The sequence below is a fragment of the Azoarcus sp. KH32C genome (genome assembly GCF_000349945.1).
Taxonomy (GTDB): Bacteria; Pseudomonadota; Gammaproteobacteria; order Burkholderiales; family Rhodocyclaceae; genus Aromatoleum.
Genome location: NC_020516.1, coordinates 5,000,515 through 5,018,969, shown reverse-complemented (window position 1 = coordinate 5,018,969; position 18,455 = coordinate 5,000,515). Strand labels below are relative to the sequence as shown.

Sequence of the window (18,455 nt, the reverse complement as noted above, 5' to 3'; positions counted from 1 at the left end):
TCAGCACAGGTCCGGGATCACCGGCACCGGCACCGCGCGCGAACCCTCGTCCGGGGGCGGTGTGCCCGGGCCGAAGCCGCGCGGCGGGGCAGGCCTGTCCTCGCCGGGGCGGATCGCGACCGCCATCAGTTCCGGGAGCTGGAAATCCAGCAGCGGCAGCGCCTGCGCGCCGGTGAGCTCGAGCCACACGGGCGGGTCCTGCTGCTGGTCCTGGTAGAAGAGGCGCAGCGCATTCACTGCCTCGACACCCTCGACGCGCCCCGCCTGGGTGCGCAGCTCGTTGATCTCGACCGCCTTGCCGCGCGGCCAGCCGCCTGCGCGCGGTCCGCCCGGCGGCAGCGCCCACAGATAGCGCAAGAGCGCACGCTCGACCTCGGCGTGCACCTGCTGCTCGGTTGCCGGATCGACGACTTCGAGCGACACCGCGACCGCGACCGGCACGAACTGCGGCGACAGCACGTAGAGCTCGGTGCCGAGCATGCAGCGCGCCGAGAGGTAGTCGTGCACGTCCGCGAGCAGGCCCGCGTTGGGCCGCGGCGCGGCGGCCAGCGCCTGTGGCGCGGGCGGCATCACAAACACGCTGACGACACCCGGCACGCCGCGGCGCACCGCCTTCAGGCTCGCGCCGGGGAAGAAGCCGGCGACCGCTTCGGCGCGCGCGACCGGGTTGATCGGGTTGTCGCGCGCGAGCACGCCGAAATCCTCGGCCGTGACGGCACGGTCGCGGTGGCTCAGGAAAGCCGGGATGCGGCGCTCGGCCTCGTCGAGCGTCTCGGCATCGACGCCGCCGCGCGTCGGCCATTCGTGCCGTGCGGCGAGGCGGTCGCTGCGGCCATGGATCTCCTTGATGCTGTCCGCCGGCAGGTTGCCGCTGCTGCCCCCGCCATGGCGGTAGAAGGCGGCACGGATGCGGGCGTTCGCAGGCGGACGCTTGCCGCGGATGCCGTCGCCGAAGCGTACGCTGCCCGTGGCCGCATCGACAACGAAGACCGTGTCGTCGGGCCCCGCGCCCGCGAAATGGGCGACCTGCGTCCAGGGACGGAACTGCTGCAGCTGTTCGACCTCGACCTCGACGCTCGCCGCATCGACGTCCGCGTGCGGCAGCTCGAAGCTCTGGTCCGGACGGCCGGTGCCCGCGCCGAGCACGATGTCGCGCGCGATGCCCTGGCCGACCACGTCGACGGCGTTGACGCCGAGATAGCCGAGGGTCAGGTTCGGCTCGTCGGCGCACGAGACGCGCAGCCAGAAAAGGAGCTGGCCGGTGCGCAGGTCCGCGGGCGCTTCGGGCGGGGTGTCGCCGAGGCCGGCGAACTGCGGATCGAGCGCGGCCGTCGCGCGCAGCATGTCGGCGTTGCGCGGCAGGCGCAGGCGCGCAACGCCCATCTTGCGTCCGCCCGCCGAGCTGTCGCTGACGACTTCGAGCGACAGGTACCGCACCTTGTCCGGCGCCGTCTCCGGTGCGGGCCACCAGGCGAACTCCCAGTCGAGCTTCCTCGGCCGCAGTCCCGTCGCGAGCAGGCCTTCCATCTCGGTGAGCGGTGCGAGGCCCACGTTCAGCACGATGCCCGCGAGCTCGCGGCGCACGAGCTCGGCCTGCGCGACGAAGGCCGGCTTCGCGAGGCAGACCGCGAGGTGGAAGGCGCCGTCGCGCGTGCCGGCGGCAGTGAGCGCATCATGCCCAGGCACGACCGTCACCGGGCGGAAGGCCGCGGGCTCGACGCCATACTGCGCGCGCAGCTGCGCGAGGCTGATGCCTTCGGCCGCGAGCGCCGCTTCGTCGAGCGTGCGCTTGACGACGATCCGCAGCGTGAGCGGCGTCGGCTGGACTTCGCCGACAGTCGAGAAGCTCGTCGTGCCGGCCTTCAGCAGCGATTCGGTTGCGATCAGCGGCGGCAGCGAGCGGGTCGTCGCGTCGATGCTGACGATCCCGCTCGCGGGGCGCGCGGGGCGCAGCGGGATCTGCAGCAGGTTCAGGAAGGCCAGCCGCTGGCGGTCCGGGATCTGGTTCGCGCGGTAGATGATGGTCTCGGTGAGCCACGCGAAGAGGTCGACCAGCGCATGCACCGGGTCGCCGGGCGACAGCGGCGCCATCTCCGGCACGTGGCGCGCGAGGCGGGCCTGCAGCTCGGTGACGAGCTCGTCGAAGCGGCGGTCGTCGAGGTCCGGGACGGGAAATTGACCCGAGAGCGGACCAAAAAGAGGATTGGGATGCGCCATGTGTCCGGTTCTCTCGTTGTTCAGCCCAGGTCCAGCGCCAGTTCGAGCCTATCCGGCCGTCCGTCGGCGAGCAGCCGGTAGCGCACCGAGAGGTTCACATGCGACAGGCGCTGCGTATCGGCCTCGACGCGCACTTCATCGATCGCGACCCGCGGTTCCCAGCGCGTCAGCGCGCGCAGGGCGGCGTCGGCGATCAGTGCGCGCGTCGTCTCGTTGTTCGGGTGATGGATGAAGCTGCGGATGCCGGCGCCGAACTCGGGGCGCATCAGGCGCTCCCCGGGACGGGTCAGCAGGATGTTCAGCATCACCTCACGCACGCTCGCATTGCCCAGTCGCCACGCGGGACGCCCGGTCTCGTCCAGGCCGGGCAGCAGCGGGAAGCTCATCAACCGGGATTCCGGAGTCAGCATTTCTTGTCGGCCTCCTCGTCTCTCTTTGTGATCGGTGTGACTTGTCCTTCACTTTCCTTTCAGCGCCTTCAGGCACAGCCGCGGCAGGGCGAGGAAGACCCACGGCAGCCAGCCGAGAAACAGGTTCAGCATGTTGATCACGACCATCAGCATCAGCATCGCGCAGAGCGTGATCGCCGGCAGGCTGAAGCTGAAGCTCCAGCACGCGCCCGAGCGGTTGCCGGGACCGTCGCCCTTCATGTCGATGCCGGGGCTGATCTTGCGCAGCACGTCCGCGAGCGACTTCGGCGCGAGCATCGCGACGCCGCGCGGCAGCCCGCGCTTGAAGTCGTCGAGCGAGGGCAGCACGACGGTCGTCGGCCGTTGCGCGTCCGGGTCGAAGGGCGACGCGACGCGGAACACGCGGCTCGGCGGCCCCCACGCGACCTGCTCGCAGCCGCAGTCGTCCTCCCAGCGCACGAAGGGCACGGCGACGAAGCGGTCGCCGTCGGTCTGGCCGTAGCGCGGCAGCGGCAGGCCGTCGTCGAAGCGCACCTGGGCGCGGCCGGTGCGCAGCGCGACGAGGCTGCGCAGGTCGGCGGCCTGCTGCTCGGTGACGAAGAGCCGGTCGATGCGCGATCCGCCGCGTCCGTCGGGCAGCGCGACGGCGCCCGCGACCGCCTCGCGGCGCACGATGCGCGCGAAGAGTTCCACGAGCGCGGGCGCGCTGCGCTCGATCCATTCGAGCACCGTCTCGCCATAGACCGGCACCAGCTGCGGCAACAGGTTGTCCTCGACGACGCGCCATTCGAGCGTGTGAAAGCGCAGCGCGCCGAGCAGGTTTCGGAGGCCGGCGTTGTCGGCCTCATTTGCGCTATCCGTCGCGTCGTCGATGCGGAACTGCGCGACCAGCGTCTGCAGCAGTTCGACCAGGCCCGCGGTCGCGATGCCGTCCGCGACCAGGAGGCCGTCCGCCTCGCTCCACGCCTTCGCACCGCGGCTGCCGAGCGGCCACGCGTGTTCGAGGCCGAAGTCCGGCACCTCGGTGCCGTTCGCCTGCGGCAGGGGTGTGCTCGCGACCTCGCGCGCGCTCCCGCCCAGCGGCAGGTAGCCCCACAGCAGCGTGTGACTGCGCTCGAGCCCGCGCGCGTCGCGGCGGCGCACGAGCAGCGTGTGCAGCGGCGCGATCTCCTCGCCGGAGTGGGGCGGCTCGGGGAAGCGTCGCGGCAGCAGGCGGCGTGCGACGAGCCGGCGCACGTCGTCGGGGTCGTGCCCGGGGATCTCGCCGTCGCGCCAGCCGAGCGGCTGGCCGTCCGCGATCATCCAGCGCTGCGGCGTGCCTTCGGCCGGCACGCGGCGCACGACGAGCCCGGCCGACAGCACCTTCTTCGGATCGAAGGCCGGCGCGCCGGGGATCGCGCACTGCACCTCGCAGCACAGCATGTAGAAGCTGCGATGCATCGGCAGGCGCAGCGTCGGCTCGTCGCGGAAACGTCCGAAGCGGTCCATATGGAACCAGTCCTGCGCCGCGGTGCCGACGAGCCGGCCGGCGTGGGCGTCGTTCAGGAAGCGCGCGACGAAGTCCTCGTCGAAATAGCGGTGCAGCGTCGCGCCGTCGCCGTCGGCGGCGAAGAAAGGCGCGACAAGGCGCGGGCGGTGGGTCTTGGGCGCGGCAAGCGGCGGCACCGCGTGCAGCATCGGCTTCGCGCGGCCGTTGTCGAGGACGGGTGCAATCGGCGTCACCATATGTTCCCCGCTCCCGGCGTGTAGCTCGCCGACACGACCGAGTTGCTGATCAGCGTGTCGCACTGCACCACGCCGGAAAACTTGCTCATGCCCGCATCGACCTTGACCATGCCGGCCGACACGCTGACCTGCGCGGCCTCGACCTTCACCTCGCCGGCGGTCGTGATCGTGATGCTGCCCGGCGACATCTCGATCTTCTCGCCGCCTTCCTCGATCGTCAGCTTGCCGCCGCCCTGGTCGGTGATCGTCAGGTGATTGCCCGCCGGCGTCTCGATCCTGAGCTTCGGCTCGCTGTCGTCGAGCAGCACCTTGATGCCCGCGGGGCTCTGGATGAAGTAGCGCTCGTCGACCGGGCGCGCATCCTCGGGCTGGCTGTCGCCGCCGCTCCACACCGCGCCGAGCACGATTGGCAGGTCCGGCGCGACGAAGGCGACGACGACCTGTTCGCCGATGCGCGGCAGCAGGCTCACGCCGTAGCCGCTGCCGGCGCTCGGCACCATCACCGCGGCCCAGGTTTCCAGCGCGGTCGCATGCAGGCGCAGCTTCACGCGGCCGCGGTTGTTCGGATCGGCGTTGTCGAGCACCACACCGAGGTGCAGTTCCTGCAGCAGGCCGGGGCTGTGGCGGTTGCCGCTCATGTGCGCACTCTCGCGCTGCGCGCGGTCCCGCCAAGCGGGAGTGAGCGTGTCTTGGGGCGGCCCGGCGACGCGCTCATGGATTCCAGTCCGGACGTTCGACCCGCAGGCGTGTCGTCAGCCCCTGCGCGTTGTCGAAGTGGTGCCAGCAGTCGGCGATGCGGTAGCGGCCGGCGAGCCGCGGCGACACGCCGGCGAGCTCGACTTCGCGTCCGCAGGTCAGCTCGGGCGTGCCGGTGCAAACGATCTCGCCGTGCAGGAAGCGCCGCGCGTCGCGGCGGAAGGCGCCGGTTGCGAGCGATTCGGCCTCGGCCTGCGAGCGCGCGAAGGGGTGAGGGCGCGGCGAGCGGCCTTCCCAGCCGAGGTCGGCGAGCGTCGCGGCGGCGCTGCGGCCGGCGGGCGAAGGCGACAGCGACGAATTGCTGCCGTTCGCGCCCGAGTCGCTACCCAGGTTGTACCCCTCGGCGAGCACTTCGCGCGGCTGGCGGTTGAGATCCGCGATGATGCGCACGCGTTGTGCATTGGAGCCCGCATCGAGCCGCAGCGGGTTCGCGTCGGCCTCTTCGGCGCGCGCGCGCAGCCGTCCGTCCTGGATGCGCAGCGGAATGTCGTGGGGCCCCAGCACGCGCAGCAGGAAGGCGAGGTGGCTTTCGTTGTGCTGCAGCCAGTCGGCCGTCCCCGCGTCGATGTTCGCGTCCGCCTGCAGGCCGGCGTCGCCCGCGATCTCGCGCACCACGTCGGCGAGGCCCTTGTTCTCGAAGACGCGGCTCGCCCGTGCGCGCGCGAGCTTGTGCAGCGCGTCCTCGGCGAGGATCACGAGCTGCGGCGCGCCGTCGCCGTAGCGTTCCTCGAAGGCGGTGATGTCGCCGGAGAAGACCGCGTTGTCGGCGCTTTCGCCGAGCAGGATCTCCAGCCGGCTGCCGAGGCGCAGGTCCTGGAAGGCGAAGTCCGGCTGGCCGCCGCCTTCGGCCGGATGCCAGTTGATCACCCGCAGCTCCGCGCTTGCCATGCCGTTGGCCGGCAGATGCACGGACAGCGCGCTCGCCGCCACGCCGAGCGAGGCCCGGTCGGCACCGTCGATGCGCAGCCGCGGGCGGACGCTGACGAGCGGGCTAGTCGATGGCAAGACGCGCCTCCCGTTCGCGGGTCACGGCGAGCGCATCGCGCAGCGTCTCGCCCATCTTGCCTTCCGGCGGCAACGGTTCGGCGCCGGCGCTGCGCGCGGCGTCCGGCTCGGGCTGGACTTCGGCGACGAGTTCGTCGATCACGATCGGCATCAGCGTCCTCCGATGGAAATCATCACGCCGGCGACGGGCGTGAAGCGCGGGTTGTCGAGGCGGTTGAGGTCGGCGACGGCGCGCCAGTCGCGCGGATCCTGGCCGGCCGATTGCGCGGCGCTGGCGGCGTTCTGACCGTCGCCGCCGGGCGCGAAGGTCGGCCGCGCGCGTTCGGCGGCCTGCACCGAGGGGTCGAGCGCGAACTGGTAGCGGTCTTCCTTGAAGGTCAGCGCGAGCGTCGCGCGCAACGGAATGCCTTCGGGCGCGAAGAAGTCGAGCGTCTCGGAGTAGCTCGACAGCATCCCGGTGAACTGGAAGCTGCCCCACTGGAAGCGGCAGCGCTTGGGCGCCTTCGGCCGGTCGGAGTCGGCGTCCTGCGGCTTCATGAAACCCTCGGCGATGCGCTTCGTCAGCGTGCGCACGTCGGTGTTCGCGGCGACCGTTTCGCGGTTGGCGCGCGTATCCGAGCCGAGTTGCGCCGCGACGCTGGTGTCGAAGACGAGCTCCACGGCGAGCGTCGATTCGCTCTTGTCGACATACTGTGCCGCCGCGCCGCTGCCGCCGCTGCCGCTCTTGTTGTCGGCCTTCAGCGTGTTCGACAGCGTCACACGCAGCGTCGACGGATTGAACTGCACGTCGATGTGCTTGGACTCGTCGGTCTCGACCTGATCGCCGTTCATCGGGATCAGCTTGGCGCGGGCGATCTGCATGGCGGGCATCGGCGTCTCTCCCTATGGGCGTTCCAGTTCCAGCCCTTCGTGCGCGAGCTGCAATTCCTCGATCGCGACCTGGTTCGCGGTCGCGGAGAGGTCCGGTCCCTTGAACTTGGTCGGGACCGCGTTCGTGATGCGCCAGCGCAGCAGCGGCCGGTCCGGTTTCGCCGGGTGGAAGACATCGATCGTGCCGGAGACGCGCAGCGCGTAGTTGGCCTGGCGCGTGCTCATGTCGAACCAGTTCCACAGGTCCGCGACTTCGGTGATGCCGCGCTTGAGGATGATCGGCGGGAAGGTCGTCGGGCCGGCGAGCTGCACCTCGCCCCAGTTGCGCCCGCCTTCCTTCAGCGCCTTCGGCGCCATCGTCGCCTCGAGCCCGGACACTTCGCTGAACGCCCCGCGGCATAGCAGGCCGCCGCCCCGACCGTCGTACAGCGCGACGCGGAAGCGAAAGGGGATGAACTCGCGCGGGGTATCGGCGTACTCAGCCATTGATCGCCTCGATGCGGGTGTCCGCCGTCGCGGCGTGGCGGTCGTGCAGGAAGGTGATGCGCAGCCTGTCGATCGGATAGGCCGGTGCGATCTCGATCTCGAAGGCGAGCGTCGAATCGGTCTGCGGCAGCTGGCGGATGCGGTAGGCCTCCTCGGGGCGTGCCCCGCGCAGCGCGCCGGCGCCGTGCAGGCGGTCGAAGAAGGAGCGCAGCGCGAGCTCGACGCGCGGATCGTCCGGATCGACGTCGAACACGAGCTGGTCGCCGATCGTGTGCAGCTCGCGCCGCAGCCATCCCATGAAGCGCATCACCTCGGCCGAGCGCCAGTGCTCCTGCGCGCGGCTTTCCGGACTCATCCGGCGCAGCGCGGACAACGGCAGGCAGGGCACGCACATCGCCTCGTCGTCGACCTGCAGCTTGCCCGCGTGCAGCACCATTACCGTGACGCCGGGCACTTCGCGTAGCGCGGTGGCCTGCTGCTGCATCACCGGCGGCCACGGCAGCATCGAGCCAGGCAGGGGGCGTCCGGCGATCGAGCGCCAGGTGCCGTATCGTTGGGCGACGCGTGCCTGCATGCCCGCGATGAGCCCGCAAGGCGATCCGAGCGGATGCTGCGGGCCGCGCACATAGGGCCACACGAACTGCAGGTGGCGCAGCTTCTCGGCATCGCCGCCTTCGTCCTCGCTGCCGACCTTGCTCGCGAGCCGGGTGATCTGCGCGAGGAATTCCGGCGCGGGCGCGGGTACTTCGTCGCGCGGGCGCATCGCCAGCGGCAGCGCGAGCAGGCATTGCATGTCCGGGCGCAGACGTGCGAGCGTGCGGGCAATCGGCGCGACGACGTCGATCGGCGCGAAGGTCTCGCCGATGGCGGGCATTTCGTTCGAGCGGCGGCGTTCGCGATGGGTATCGTCGATCTCGACGCCGCAAGGCAGGAAGATTGCCTCGGCGTTCGGCAACCGCATGCGCGGCACGTCCGGCAACGCCGCGGGCACGAGCAGGCGTTCGAGGTCCGGCAGCGCGATGATGCCGGCACGTTCGACCAGCAACGCGCGCTCGAAGGCGCCGAGGCTCGAGGGCTCGAGCAGGTTCGCGTCGAAGTGTGGCAGAAAGGCGCGCACGCCGTCGGTCTCCGGCACGCGGATGATCCACAGCGTGCGCGTGTCGCGCTCCCCGGCTTCGGCGCCGTCGAAGAAGTCCTGCACCGCGGTCGGCAGCCACGCGGCGCGGCCCGCGAGTGCGCTGCGGTAGCCGCCGTCGGTGTCGAAGGCTTGCGGGAACAGGGACTGGAAATAGCCGAGCGAGCGGATCGGGATCGGCAGGCGGTAGAGCGCCTGCAAGGCGCCGTCGCCCGGTTCCGCTTCGCTTGCGCCTTCGTCGAGCACACGCAGCCGCATGACCTCGGCGGTGAAGCCCAGCGCTGCGATCTCCGCGAGCACCGCGGCATCGCGCGCAAGGCGCTTCCACTCGGCGCTGCCGTCGATCGACGGACAGTGGCCGATCATCACGACCTCGACTGGCGCGAGTCGCCCCGGGGCGGGGCGGGCGTCCAGCTCGATGCGCTTGTCGGCTATCACCACGAGAATTACTCCTGTTCGATCGTCTCGACGGACAAGACGAGCTCTTCGATCGCGACGTCGCCGCCGCCCTTCGCGGTCAGCGTCGGCCCTGTCCATTTGATCGGCATCGCGCCGCGTAATTTCCAGCTCACCACCGTGTCGCTGCGATCCTCCGATTGCAGCTTCACGACGATGTCGCGCTTGGCTTCGGAGATCTTCCCGGTGCGCCCCTTTTCGAGCCATTCGTAGAGGTTCTGCGCGCCGATCACGCCACGCTTCAGGGTCACGTCGCCGGCCTTGTGGATGCCGGGCACCTTGCGCACGTAGTTCGTGCGGTCGTTGCCGGCGCGGTACTCGGCGACCGTGACCTCGGCGTTCAGCCCCGACACCTCGGAGAAGCCCGCCCGCACCTCGCTGCCCTGGCCGGGCTCGAGATCGACGAGGAAGTTGAACGCCGAATACGGGGTTTCGCGAAAGATGGCCATGTTTCAGTTCTCCACGGTTCAGGCGTCGGCGGTCTTCTGGCCGATGCGGAAGATCACGAATTCGGCGGGCTTCAGCGCCGCGACGCCGACGAGGCACACCATCCGCCCGTTGTCGATGTCGTTCTGCGTCATCGTCGAGCGGTCGCAGCGCACGAAGTAGGCTTCCTTCGGCGTGCCGCCCAGCAGCCGCCCGTTGCGCCATTCGGAGAACAGGAAGTCCTCGACGCTGGTGCGGATGTTGGCCCACAGCGCCTCGCCGTTCGGCTCGAACACCGCCCACTGCGTCGATTTCTCGATCGAGCGCTCGAGGTAGAGGAAGTAGCGCCGCACGTTCACGTACTTCCACTCGGGATCGCTCGACAGCGTGCGCCCGCCCCACACGCGATGGCCGCGGCCGACGAAGGAGCGCAGGCAGTTGATGCCGTTCGGGTTGAGGAGCTCCTGCTGGAAGGCGTTGATCTGCTGCTCGAAGCGCAGCGCCCCCATCACGATCTCGTTCGCCGGCGCCTTGTGCACGCCGCGGTCGACATCGGTGCGGGCGTAGATGCCGGCGACGAAGCCCGCGGGCGGTACCGCGATGTCGCGACGGGTGCCGGTCGGATCCGGGATCACGACCCAGGGGTGGTAGAACGCGAGGCGCGAGTCGTCGAACTGCCCGGCGAAGGCGCGCACCTCGCCGATGCTCTGGCCGAAGCGCGAATCGACGATGCCGACGCGGTAGCGCATGCGGCGGCAGTGCTTCTGCACCTCCAGCACGACGCCGGTATGGACGTCCTCGTCGGCCTCGGCTGCCGCCGGCGTCATCACGATGGACACGTCCTCGACGCCTTCGAGCGCCTTCAGCCCGGTGCTGCCCTTGATCTCGTCGGTTTCCCCCGCGTAGTCGATCGCCGTCGGCTCGGTGCCGTCCGCGCCGCCCGACAGCGCGATCAGGTAGCGCGGCTCGTCGAGCGAGGCGGCGCCGGGGTTCAGCGCGGCGGGGTCGCACAGCGCGATCAGCGCCTTCTGGATGCTGTCGCCGGTCGCGTCGTCGGCGACGACGCAGGCGAGTGGCGAGGTCAGTGCCTCGGCGCGGCGGTCGGGTGCGACGGGCAGTCGCGCGGCGAGGCTCGCCGGGCCGGTCGGCGCGGTCGAGAGTCCGCCGTAGGTGTAGATCACTTCGCCTTTCGCGCTGCCGTTGCGCACGTCCAGGTCGAAGCTGCGCAGCACGATGATCGCGCGCGCCGCCCCCGGTTTCGCCGCCAGCGCCGCGAGTGGCAGCGTGATCGGGTTCGCGACGCCCGGGTTCAGCGTCGTGTCGCCGGTGACCGTGAAGACTTCGCCCGCGGCATCCAGCGTGCCGCGCAGCACCTTCAGGTCGCCCCAGTTCGCGCCGCCGGTGTAGGCCGACAGGTCGGTGACGTCGGCGAGCTGCAACTCGGCCGAGGTGCCGGCGGCGAGCGCGCCGGAGGCCGGGGCCTTCGCGAAGATGCGCGTGAACTTCGTTCCGGCCGGCAGCTGCGCCGGGTTCAGTGCCGTCAGCTCGGTCGCAGCGACCGGCGCCGGATTGGCCGGATCCGCCATCGACACGATCTCGGTGCGATTGGCCTGGATCGCCAGGTTGGCGCCGTCGAGCTTCACGACCGCCTTGATGTTCACGGGGAAGGTCGCGTCGGCGATCGCGCCCGTGACCTTCGCCGCGAGCGGCACGCCCTCGGCCTCGACGAAGAACAGGTTGTCGCCGGTCGCGCTGCCCGGGTTCGTCGTCCGCAGCAGGTTCTCGCTGTCGCGCCAGCGCAGCTCCAGCGTGTACTCGCCCATCTTGCCGGGGAAGCGGCTGAAGAACTTCACCGTCTTGCCCGCATCCTCGGCGGACGCCGCGCCCGGCCACATGCCGTCCTCGTCCGGACCGACGGCGTTGACGCCCGCAATCACGCGCGCGACGAAGAGCTGCTTGCCGCCGTTGTCGAAGAAGGCCCGCGCCGCGTGCGCCGAGTGGTTGAGGATCGCCACGCCGCCTTCGCCGATCGCGAGATCGCCCGCGTCGCCGAAAATGCGCTCGAAGTCCGCATAGCTCGTCAGCACCTCGGGCACTCCGCGCAAGGGGCCGGTCCGCGTCGGGCCGACCAGCGCCGCGACGCTGGTGCCCACGCCTTCGATGGACTTGCTGCGGAAACTCGTCTCCTCCACGAAGACGCCTGGTGCTAGGTACTCGGGCATGTCGTTCTCCTCCGGGGCGTTGCTCGTCTCAGAACCTGCGAATGACGCGCCGATGCGCGTCGCCAGCTGTCTTGCGCACTGCCTTTCCCTGCTGCATCTGCACGACCCGAGGCACAGCCTCAGGAAAATTTCAGGACCACGGCATCGCGCGCGGGACTCGCCAGCGTGGCGACGCGTCCCGGTGCGACCTCGACCGCGAGCTGCGCCTTGAACGGCGAACCGCCGCTCGCGCGCACGCTCGCCGGGGGCAGCGTGTCGGGGTCGCCGCCGTCGGCCGCGGCCCGCAGCTTCAGCACGCCCGGGTAGGTGTCCGCCGGCGCGTCCTTGGTCAGCGCCGGCAGGCGCTCCAGCGACAGGCGGAACTCGCCGTGCGCGTCGCTCTGCGCGACGAAGTCGATCGGATCGGCGAGCGGCGGCGTCACGCGCAGCTCCAGCAGCACCCAGGGCACCGGCGTGCCGTCGTCGAGCGTCGTGCGGCCGTAAAGCCCGCCGGCCCTGCCCAAGCGCGTACCGAGCGCCGAGCGGAAGAGGCGCAGGCGATGCCCGACGCGCCGCCCGGCGTTGAACGCGAAGCGCCGGGGCAGGAAGACGCCCGCCGGATCGCGCACTTCGCCCGCGAGCGGATATAGCGCCTCGGCCGGCGGCACGACGTCCGCCGCGCCGGCCTCGCCGTCGATCGCCCGCAGCAGCGCCTGCGGTTCGCGCCGCCACAGCGCGGTCCCGGCGGGCTTGTGGATCAGCTTCAGGTCGGCGGGCGCTTTCGACAGCCGCACCTCGAGCGCCTGAGCGTCCACGTTGCGCCGAGCGATCCCCTGCGGGCCGCTCGCGTCGAGCCATTCGATGAAATCGCTCGCATGCAGGACGAGGGTCTCGACGATCACGCCCGTCCTCCGCGGTCGTCCATCGGATACACCAACGTGCGCACCGGCGGACCTTCTTCGGCCTCGACGTCCGGCCCGAGCCGCACGGTCTTGATCAGGTAAGGAGCGGAGAGCCGATAGTCGCCCGGCAGGCTGTCCCACAGCCGCATCAGGTCCTCGGTGCTCATCTCCTCGGGCATCACCTGCACGACGTCCTCGTGGCCCCACGCGGGATCGGCGAGGCTCACGTCGGCGCTGCTCAGCGTCAGCCCGCCGCCGATGATCTGGATCGCCGTCGACAGGTAGCCGATCTCCTGCTCGGTGTGCGTGCACCACGCGACCAGCAGCAGGTGGAGATTCACCGGCAGCTCGGGGCGCGGCGCGCGCCGGCCTTCCGTCGGCGGCAGGTGGCGGTTGCGGCTGAAGGGGTCGACCGAGATGCGATGCAGGTATAGGCCGAGGGTGTCGGTGTTCGGCTGCGGTGCGCCGCTCAGAGACTGGGAGCCGAGGATCTCGACCTGCGGATTGCCCCCGAGGCGCGCCGCCATGCGAATCGACAGGCGTTCGCGCAGGGCTTGCAGGACCGCGAGTATGCCGAGATGCGACGCCACCGTTCCCCTCCCCAGATGCGTGAGACAGCGCTGCGACGATCCGATGGCTGCCCTATGAAGAGCGGGTTTTATTGCCATCGGGTTATCAAAATGTCACAGCCGAAACGGCTCGGCAAACTTCGAGATGCAACAGAGTTTTGCTATTTACCCTGGCGTATGGAGGGGCATGCGGCGCAGTCGCCAGGCGAAATAAGTGTTTGATGGCAGGTTGTTTTGCTACACGGGACGCGTCCGCGTTTCGCATTTGATGACGAAAGAATTGACCCGGCGGGTAATGCCATCGTCACTGCCAGACGCCGAGCTCCGTGAGCTGGCGCGTCGCCGCCTCGGACCAGCCGCGGTTCGCCGCCGGGCTCGCGGGGCTCGGATGCAGCACGCGTCCGAAGCGCAGCTTGCGACCAGCGAGCGCCGCCGCCGCCCGACCCTCGGCCCAGGCACCGACGCCGATCACCCATTCCGGTTCGAGCGCATCGGCGATGCGGCGCAGATGCTCGTCGCAGGCCGCGAGCAGCGGTAGCGCTTGGGCGGCCGGCAGCTTGTCCGGCGTGAGGTTGCGGCCGCCGTCGAAGAACGCGAGTGGGCAGTAGTTCGCGACGAAGTGTTCGGCGAAGAAGGCCTCCGCGCTGCCGAAGCGCTCACGGAAGAGTCCCCACAGCCGCCGCCCGCTCACTTCCGAGCGCGGACAGGCGAAGCCCTCGATCGGGCGCTTCGGGTTTTCGACCGCCGGCCTGCCGACCGGGCCGGTGAGGCCCAGCCAGTCGCGCACCGCTTCGATCTCGCCGAAGGGCACGCCGGTCTGAACCATGCCGAAGGGACCGGGGTTCATGCCGACGAAGATCACCCGCTTCTTGCCCGCGCCGTAGCGCCGCAGGTAGTTCTCGTGGATGTTCCAAGCGTAGTCGAGTGGGTTGTAGACATGGCTCACCGGCGGCGAGAAGCGCATCGCGTCGACGCTTCGGCCGAGCTCACGGGCGGCCGCGACGAGTGGGGCGGAGGCGTCCTGGATCATAGGGGGGCTCCGTCAGGCGCGTTCCGGCGCGCCGGCCACCGCCTTGGGTTCGCCGTTCCAGGGCGCGACTTTGACGAGCAGCAGCATCCCGGGAATCGCGAGGAAGAAGCACAGCCAGAAGAAGTCGTACCAGCCCAGGCGCTCGACGAGCCAACCGGCCGATGCGTTGATGAAGGTGCGCGGCATCGCCATCAGGCTCGTGAAGAGCGCGAGCTGGGTCGCCGTATAGGAGGGGTGAGTTGTGCGCGCCATGTAGGCGACGAAGGCGGTCGTGCCCAGGCCCACGCCGGCCGCTTCGGATGCGATCACGACCGCGAGCGCGGCCAGCCGCGCCGCGTCGGACGGCGCCGACCCGAGCCACGCGAGCCACACGAAGCCGAGGATGCTCGCGACCTGCACGACGCCGAAGAGCCACAGCGCGCGGTTGATGCCGAGCCTCACCATCCAGATGCCGCCGAGGATGCCGCCGATCACCGCCGGCCACAGCCCGGCGTTCTTCGCGATCAGGCCGATCTCGGTCTTCGTGAACCCCATGTCGAGGTAGAAGGGGGTCGCGAGCGCCGTGCACAGCGAGTCGCCGAGCTTGTACAAGAACACGAAGGCGAGCACTAGCAGCGCCGCGCGCGTGCCGTGGCGCGTGAAGAATTCGTGGAAGGGCTCGACCACCGCGTCGCGCAGCGTGCGCGGCGCTCCCTTCGCCGCCGCCGGCTCCTTCGACAGCAGCGTCATCGCGACGCCGGGCAGCATGAAGAGCGCCGTCACGAGGAACACGACGCTCCACGGCAGGCGGTCGGCCAGGATCAGCGACAGCGAGCCCGGCACAAGCCCGGCGATGCGGTAGGCGTTGACGTGGATCGCGTTGCCGAGCCCGAGCTCGACGTCGGGCAGGATCTCGCGGCGGAAGGCGTCGAGCGCGATGTCCTGGGTCGCCGACAGGAAGGCGAGCACCGCCGTGATGCCGACGACGAGCGAAAGGTTCTGCGTCGGCGAAAGCTGGCCGAGCCACGCGATCGTGCCGACGAGTCCCAACTGCGACACCAGCATCCAGCTCCTGCGCCGTCCGAGCCAGGCGATCAGGCCGAAGCGGTCGAGCAGTGGCGCCCACAGGAATTTCCACGTGTAGGGGAACTGGATCAGCGCGAATGCACCGATCGCCTTCAACGACAGCCCCTCGGTCTTGAGCCACGCGGGCACGAGGTTCAGCAGCAGGTACAGCGGCAGGCCGGACGAGAAGCCGGTGAAGATGCACACCAGCATGCGGCGGTTGAGCAGGGCGGCGAGCCAGGCGGGACGGCGGGAGTTGGACGCAGGGGGCACGAAGGCGGACACGAAGGGGAAAGAGGGGCGCCGCGCGGGCGGCGCGGCGAGCCGACCCGGCATTATCCCAGATCGGCGGCTTCGATCGGGATTGTCAGACCAGCGCGTTGTGCTCGCGAATGTAAGCGCCGGCCTCGGCGACCGGCAGCGGCTTGCTGAAGAGGTAACCCTGCAGCTCGTCGCAGCCCAGTTCGCGCAGGCGCTCGATCTGCACCGGCGTCTCGACGCCCTCGGCGATCACCGTCAGGCCGAGATTGTGCGCGAGCGACACCGCGGCGGCGACGATCATCGCGTCGTTGGCGTCGTGCTCGATGTCCGAGACGAAGGAGCGGTCGATCTTCAGGTGGTCGAGCGGGAAGAGCTTCAGGTAGGACAGCGACGAATGGCCGGTGCCGAAGTCGTCGATCGCGAGCTGCAGGCCGAGGTCCTTCAGGTGCTGCAGCAGCGCGATCGCTTCGCCCGGGCGCTCCATCACCGAGCTTTCGGTGATCTCGAGCTCGAGCAGCGACGGATCCAAGCCCGAATCCGCGAGGGCGTGCTTCACCGTGTCGACGATCGTTGCGTCGCGCAGCTGGCGCACCGACAAGTTCACCGACATGCGCAGCGGCGGCAGGCCCTCGTCGAGCCACGCGCGCGCCTGGCGGCAGGCCTCGCCGAGCACCCAGTTGCCGATGTCGAGGATGATGCCGGTCTCCTCCGCGATCGGGATGAAGCGCACCGGCGGGATCAGCCCGTCCTCGCCGTGGCGCCAGCGGATCAGTGCCTCCATACCGGTGAGCCGCCCGTCCGCGGACGCGAACTGCGGCTGGTACCACAGCTCGAACTCGCCGCGCTTCAGCGCGCCGCGCAGCTTGCGTTCGAGGTCCAGGCGCTCGGTCGCGGCCTGGTTCATCTCCTCGGTGTAGAACTGGAAGCGCGCCCGTCCCGCGGCCTTCGCGTGGTACATCGCGGTGTCGGCGTTGCGCATCAGCGCGTCCGGACAGCTGCTGTCGTCGGGGAAGAGGCTGAGCCCGATCGACGGCGTTGTGTGCAGTTCCGTGCCCTGCACGACGTAAGGCGCGGAAAGCTGTTTGAGCAGCTTCGCCGCGACGTGGGCCGCATCGTTCGCGCCGTTGATGCTCTGCAGGACGACGACGAACTCGTCGCCGCCGAGCCGCGCCACGGTATCGACTTCGCGCACGGCCCCGCGCAGGCGCAGCGCCACCTGGCGCAGCAGCTCGTCGCCGACCGCGTGGCCGAGCGAGTCGTTGATGTGCTTGAAGCGATCGAGGTCGAGGAAGACCACGGCGAGCTGCTGACCGTTGCGCCGCGCGTCGGCGACCGACTGCTGCAGACGCGCACTGAGCGAGAAGCGGTTGGCGAGCCCGGTCAGCGTGTCCTGGTAGGCGAGCTGCTGGATGTCGGCCTCGGCGCGTTTCCTTTCCGTGATGTCGGAGAACATCGCGATGAAGTGCGTCAGTTGACGCGTGGCCGGATCGCGCACGCCGGTGATCGTCAGCGAGCGCGGGTAATAATTGCCGTCGCGACGCTGGCCGCGCGTCTCGCCCTGCCATGCGCCGTGCGCGTTGACGACGCTCCACACCGCGATCGAGCCGCCGAGCGAATCCGACTCTTCGGGCCGGAACAGCATGCCCTGCGCCTCTTGGGCAGCGACGCCGGTGATCGCGGTATAGGCGGGATTCACCGACAGGATGCGCTGCGACAGGTCCGTGATGACGATCGCCTCGGGACTGTTCTCGAACACCTTGTCCGCAAGCTGCAGCCGCTCTTCGTCGCGCTTGCGCGCGGAAATGTCGGTGTAGATCGTCACGAAGCCGCCGTCGGGCAGCGGCCGGCCCTGGACGAAGAGCACCGTGCCGTCGCGCCGGCGGCGCTCGAAACCGTGGGCGACCGGATGACGCGCGCGCTCCAGCAGTTCGGCGACGATCTGGTCCGGGTCGCCCGGTCCGTATTCGCCGCGCTGCGCGTTGAAGCGGAACAGCGTCTCCAGCGGCGGCAGCCCGTTCGCGAAGAGCTCCGGCGGAAAGTCGAGCAGCCGCTTGAGCTCCTCGTTGCAGGCCATCAGCTGCAGGTTGCCGTCGATCAGCGACACGCCGCCCGGGATGTTGTCGATGATGGTCTGCAGCAGGCGCGTCTGGCGCTCCTGCGCTTCCTCAGTGCGGCGGCGCTCGGTGATGTCGGTGTAGGTCGTGATGAAGCCCGCGACCTTGCCGCCGATGAAGAGCGGCTCGCCGTCGACGAGGTGGGTGCGTCCGTTCGGTCGCGCCCGCTCGAAGCGATGCGGTTCGAAGCGCAGCGCGAGCTCGCGTCGCGCGCGCACAAGCTCGGCCGGGTCGCCGGGCCCGTATTCGCCGCGCAGCGCCGGCACCATCAGGAGTTCGTCGAAACCGACGCCCGGCCGCAGCAGCTCGGGCGGCAGGTCGAGCACCTCGGCGAGGCCCTGGTTCCAATAGCGCAGCCGCAGGTGTTCGTCGAAGACGCTGATGCCTTGCGGCAGCTGGTTCAGAACCGCATGCAGGTAGGCGCTCTGCCGTTCGACTTCGGCAAGCGCCCCCTGCGTCGCGCCGTCGTCGGACCGCGCGCGGCGGCGACCGGCGAATGAAGTTGCGACTGCACCGATGCCCGCACCCACGACGAGCAGGCCGAGTGCCGCACCCGCGGACAGGCCTTCGGGCGAGGCCGTCTCCCCACCCCAGGCAGGCAGTGTCATGCCGATGCACAGCACGCCGAGTGCGGCGGTCCGAGTCAGCAGCGAGCGAACGAAGCCCTTATGACGCATGGGAGGCGGAGAACATCCAGTCGGAGCCGGATGCGCCCTGCATGGCGGCTTCCAGCAAATTCGATACCCAAAACGGGGTGATTCTGACAGCCATGCGGCTTGGCATACAATCATGCACTGCAGCGATACGCAGGCGTATGGACTTGCCTGCGCCCGCCACTCGCCCGAGAA

16 protein-coding genes are annotated in these 18,455 nt (G+C 70.0%); all 16 read right to left on the bottom strand.

The annotated features are described in order from the left end of the window. Entirely contained in the window at nucleotides 1-2,217 is a 2,217-nt protein-coding gene (locus AZKH_RS22600) for a putative baseplate assembly protein (RefSeq protein ID WP_015438132.1), read from the bottom strand. Between the two features lie 20 nt (nucleotides 2,218-2,237). Beyond that, the gene (locus tag AZKH_RS22595) at nucleotides 2,238-2,627 is read right to left on the bottom strand and encodes a GPW/gp25 family protein (protein WP_015438131.1); all 390 of its coding nucleotides are present in this window, start codon (nucleotides 2,625-2,627) and stop codon (nucleotides 2,238-2,240) included. Between the two features lie 48 nt (nucleotides 2,628-2,675). Continuing rightward, nucleotides 2,676-4,352 (bottom strand): hypothetical protein, encoded by a 1,677-nt coding sequence (locus AZKH_RS22590; RefSeq protein ID WP_015438130.1) that lies wholly within the window; start codon nucleotides 4,350-4,352, stop codon nucleotides 2,676-2,678. Further along, complete coding sequence (locus tag AZKH_RS22585) at nucleotides 4,346-4,990, bottom strand: phage baseplate assembly protein V (RefSeq protein WP_015438129.1); 645 nt, start codon at nucleotides 4,988-4,990, stop codon at nucleotides 4,346-4,348. The genes AZKH_RS22590 and AZKH_RS22585 overlap by 7 nt, the downstream gene beginning before the upstream one ends. 73 nt (nucleotides 4,991-5,063) lie before the next feature. Continuing rightward, entirely contained in the window at nucleotides 5,064-6,113 is a 1,050-nt protein-coding gene (locus AZKH_RS22580) for a phage late control D family protein (RefSeq protein WP_015438128.1), read from the bottom strand. Further along, on the bottom strand, nucleotides 6,100-6,264 hold the full coding sequence (locus AZKH_RS27480) for a hypothetical protein (RefSeq protein WP_015438127.1): 165 nt from the start codon (nucleotides 6,262-6,264) through the stop codon (nucleotides 6,100-6,102). Before AZKH_RS27480 ends, AZKH_RS22580 begins: the two co-directional genes overlap by 14 nt. Then, nucleotides 6,264-6,983 (bottom strand): hypothetical protein, encoded by a 720-nt coding sequence (locus AZKH_RS22575; RefSeq protein WP_015438126.1) that lies wholly within the window; start codon nucleotides 6,981-6,983, stop codon nucleotides 6,264-6,266. Before AZKH_RS22575 ends, AZKH_RS27480 begins: the two co-directional genes overlap by 1 nt. 12 nt (nucleotides 6,984-6,995) lie before the next feature. Further along, nucleotides 6,996-7,469: a phage tail protein gene (locus AZKH_RS22570; protein WP_015438125.1), complete on the bottom strand. Its 474-nt coding sequence runs from the start codon at nucleotides 7,467-7,469 to the stop codon at nucleotides 6,996-6,998. After that, nucleotides 7,462-9,045, bottom strand: a complete 1,584-nt coding sequence (locus AZKH_RS22565) for a hypothetical protein (RefSeq protein ID WP_015438124.1) — start codon at nucleotides 9,043-9,045, stop codon at nucleotides 7,462-7,464. Before AZKH_RS22565 ends, AZKH_RS22570 begins: the two co-directional genes overlap by 8 nt. Nucleotides 9,046-9,050: 5 nt before the next feature. Then, complete coding sequence (locus AZKH_RS22560; protein ID WP_015438123.1) at nucleotides 9,051-9,509, bottom strand: phage tail protein; 459 nt, start codon at nucleotides 9,507-9,509, stop codon at nucleotides 9,051-9,053. An 18-nt stretch (nucleotides 9,510-9,527) separates the two neighbouring features. After that, nucleotides 9,528-11,708: a phage tail sheath subtilisin-like domain-containing protein gene (locus AZKH_RS22555; protein ID WP_015438122.1), complete on the bottom strand. Its 2,181-nt coding sequence runs from the start codon at nucleotides 11,706-11,708 to the stop codon at nucleotides 9,528-9,530. Between the two features lie 119 nt (nucleotides 11,709-11,827). After that, nucleotides 11,828-12,589 (bottom strand): hypothetical protein, encoded by a 762-nt coding sequence (locus tag AZKH_RS22550; protein ID WP_015438121.1) that lies wholly within the window; start codon nucleotides 12,587-12,589, stop codon nucleotides 11,828-11,830. After that, a complete protein-coding gene (locus tag AZKH_RS22545; RefSeq protein WP_015438120.1) occupies nucleotides 12,586-13,179 on the bottom strand; it encodes a DUF4255 domain-containing protein in 594 nt (197 codons plus the stop codon). The genes AZKH_RS22550 and AZKH_RS22545 overlap by 4 nt, the downstream gene beginning before the upstream one ends. A 283-nt stretch (nucleotides 13,180-13,462) precedes the next feature. Then, nucleotides 13,463-14,188 (bottom strand): uracil-DNA glycosylase family protein, encoded by a 726-nt coding sequence (locus AZKH_RS22540; RefSeq protein ID WP_015438119.1) that lies wholly within the window; start codon nucleotides 14,186-14,188, stop codon nucleotides 13,463-13,465. A 12-nt stretch (nucleotides 14,189-14,200) separates the two neighbouring features. Continuing rightward, nucleotides 14,201-15,445: an AmpG family muropeptide MFS transporter gene (locus AZKH_RS22535; protein ID WP_051071802.1), complete on the bottom strand. Its 1,245-nt coding sequence runs from the start codon at nucleotides 15,443-15,445 to the stop codon at nucleotides 14,201-14,203. A 154-nt stretch (nucleotides 15,446-15,599) separates the two neighbouring features. Continuing rightward, nucleotides 15,600-18,284 (bottom strand): EAL domain-containing protein, encoded by a 2,685-nt coding sequence (locus tag AZKH_RS27935; protein WP_015438117.1) that lies wholly within the window; start codon nucleotides 18,282-18,284, stop codon nucleotides 15,600-15,602. Nucleotides 18,285-18,455 lie beyond the last annotated feature (171 nt).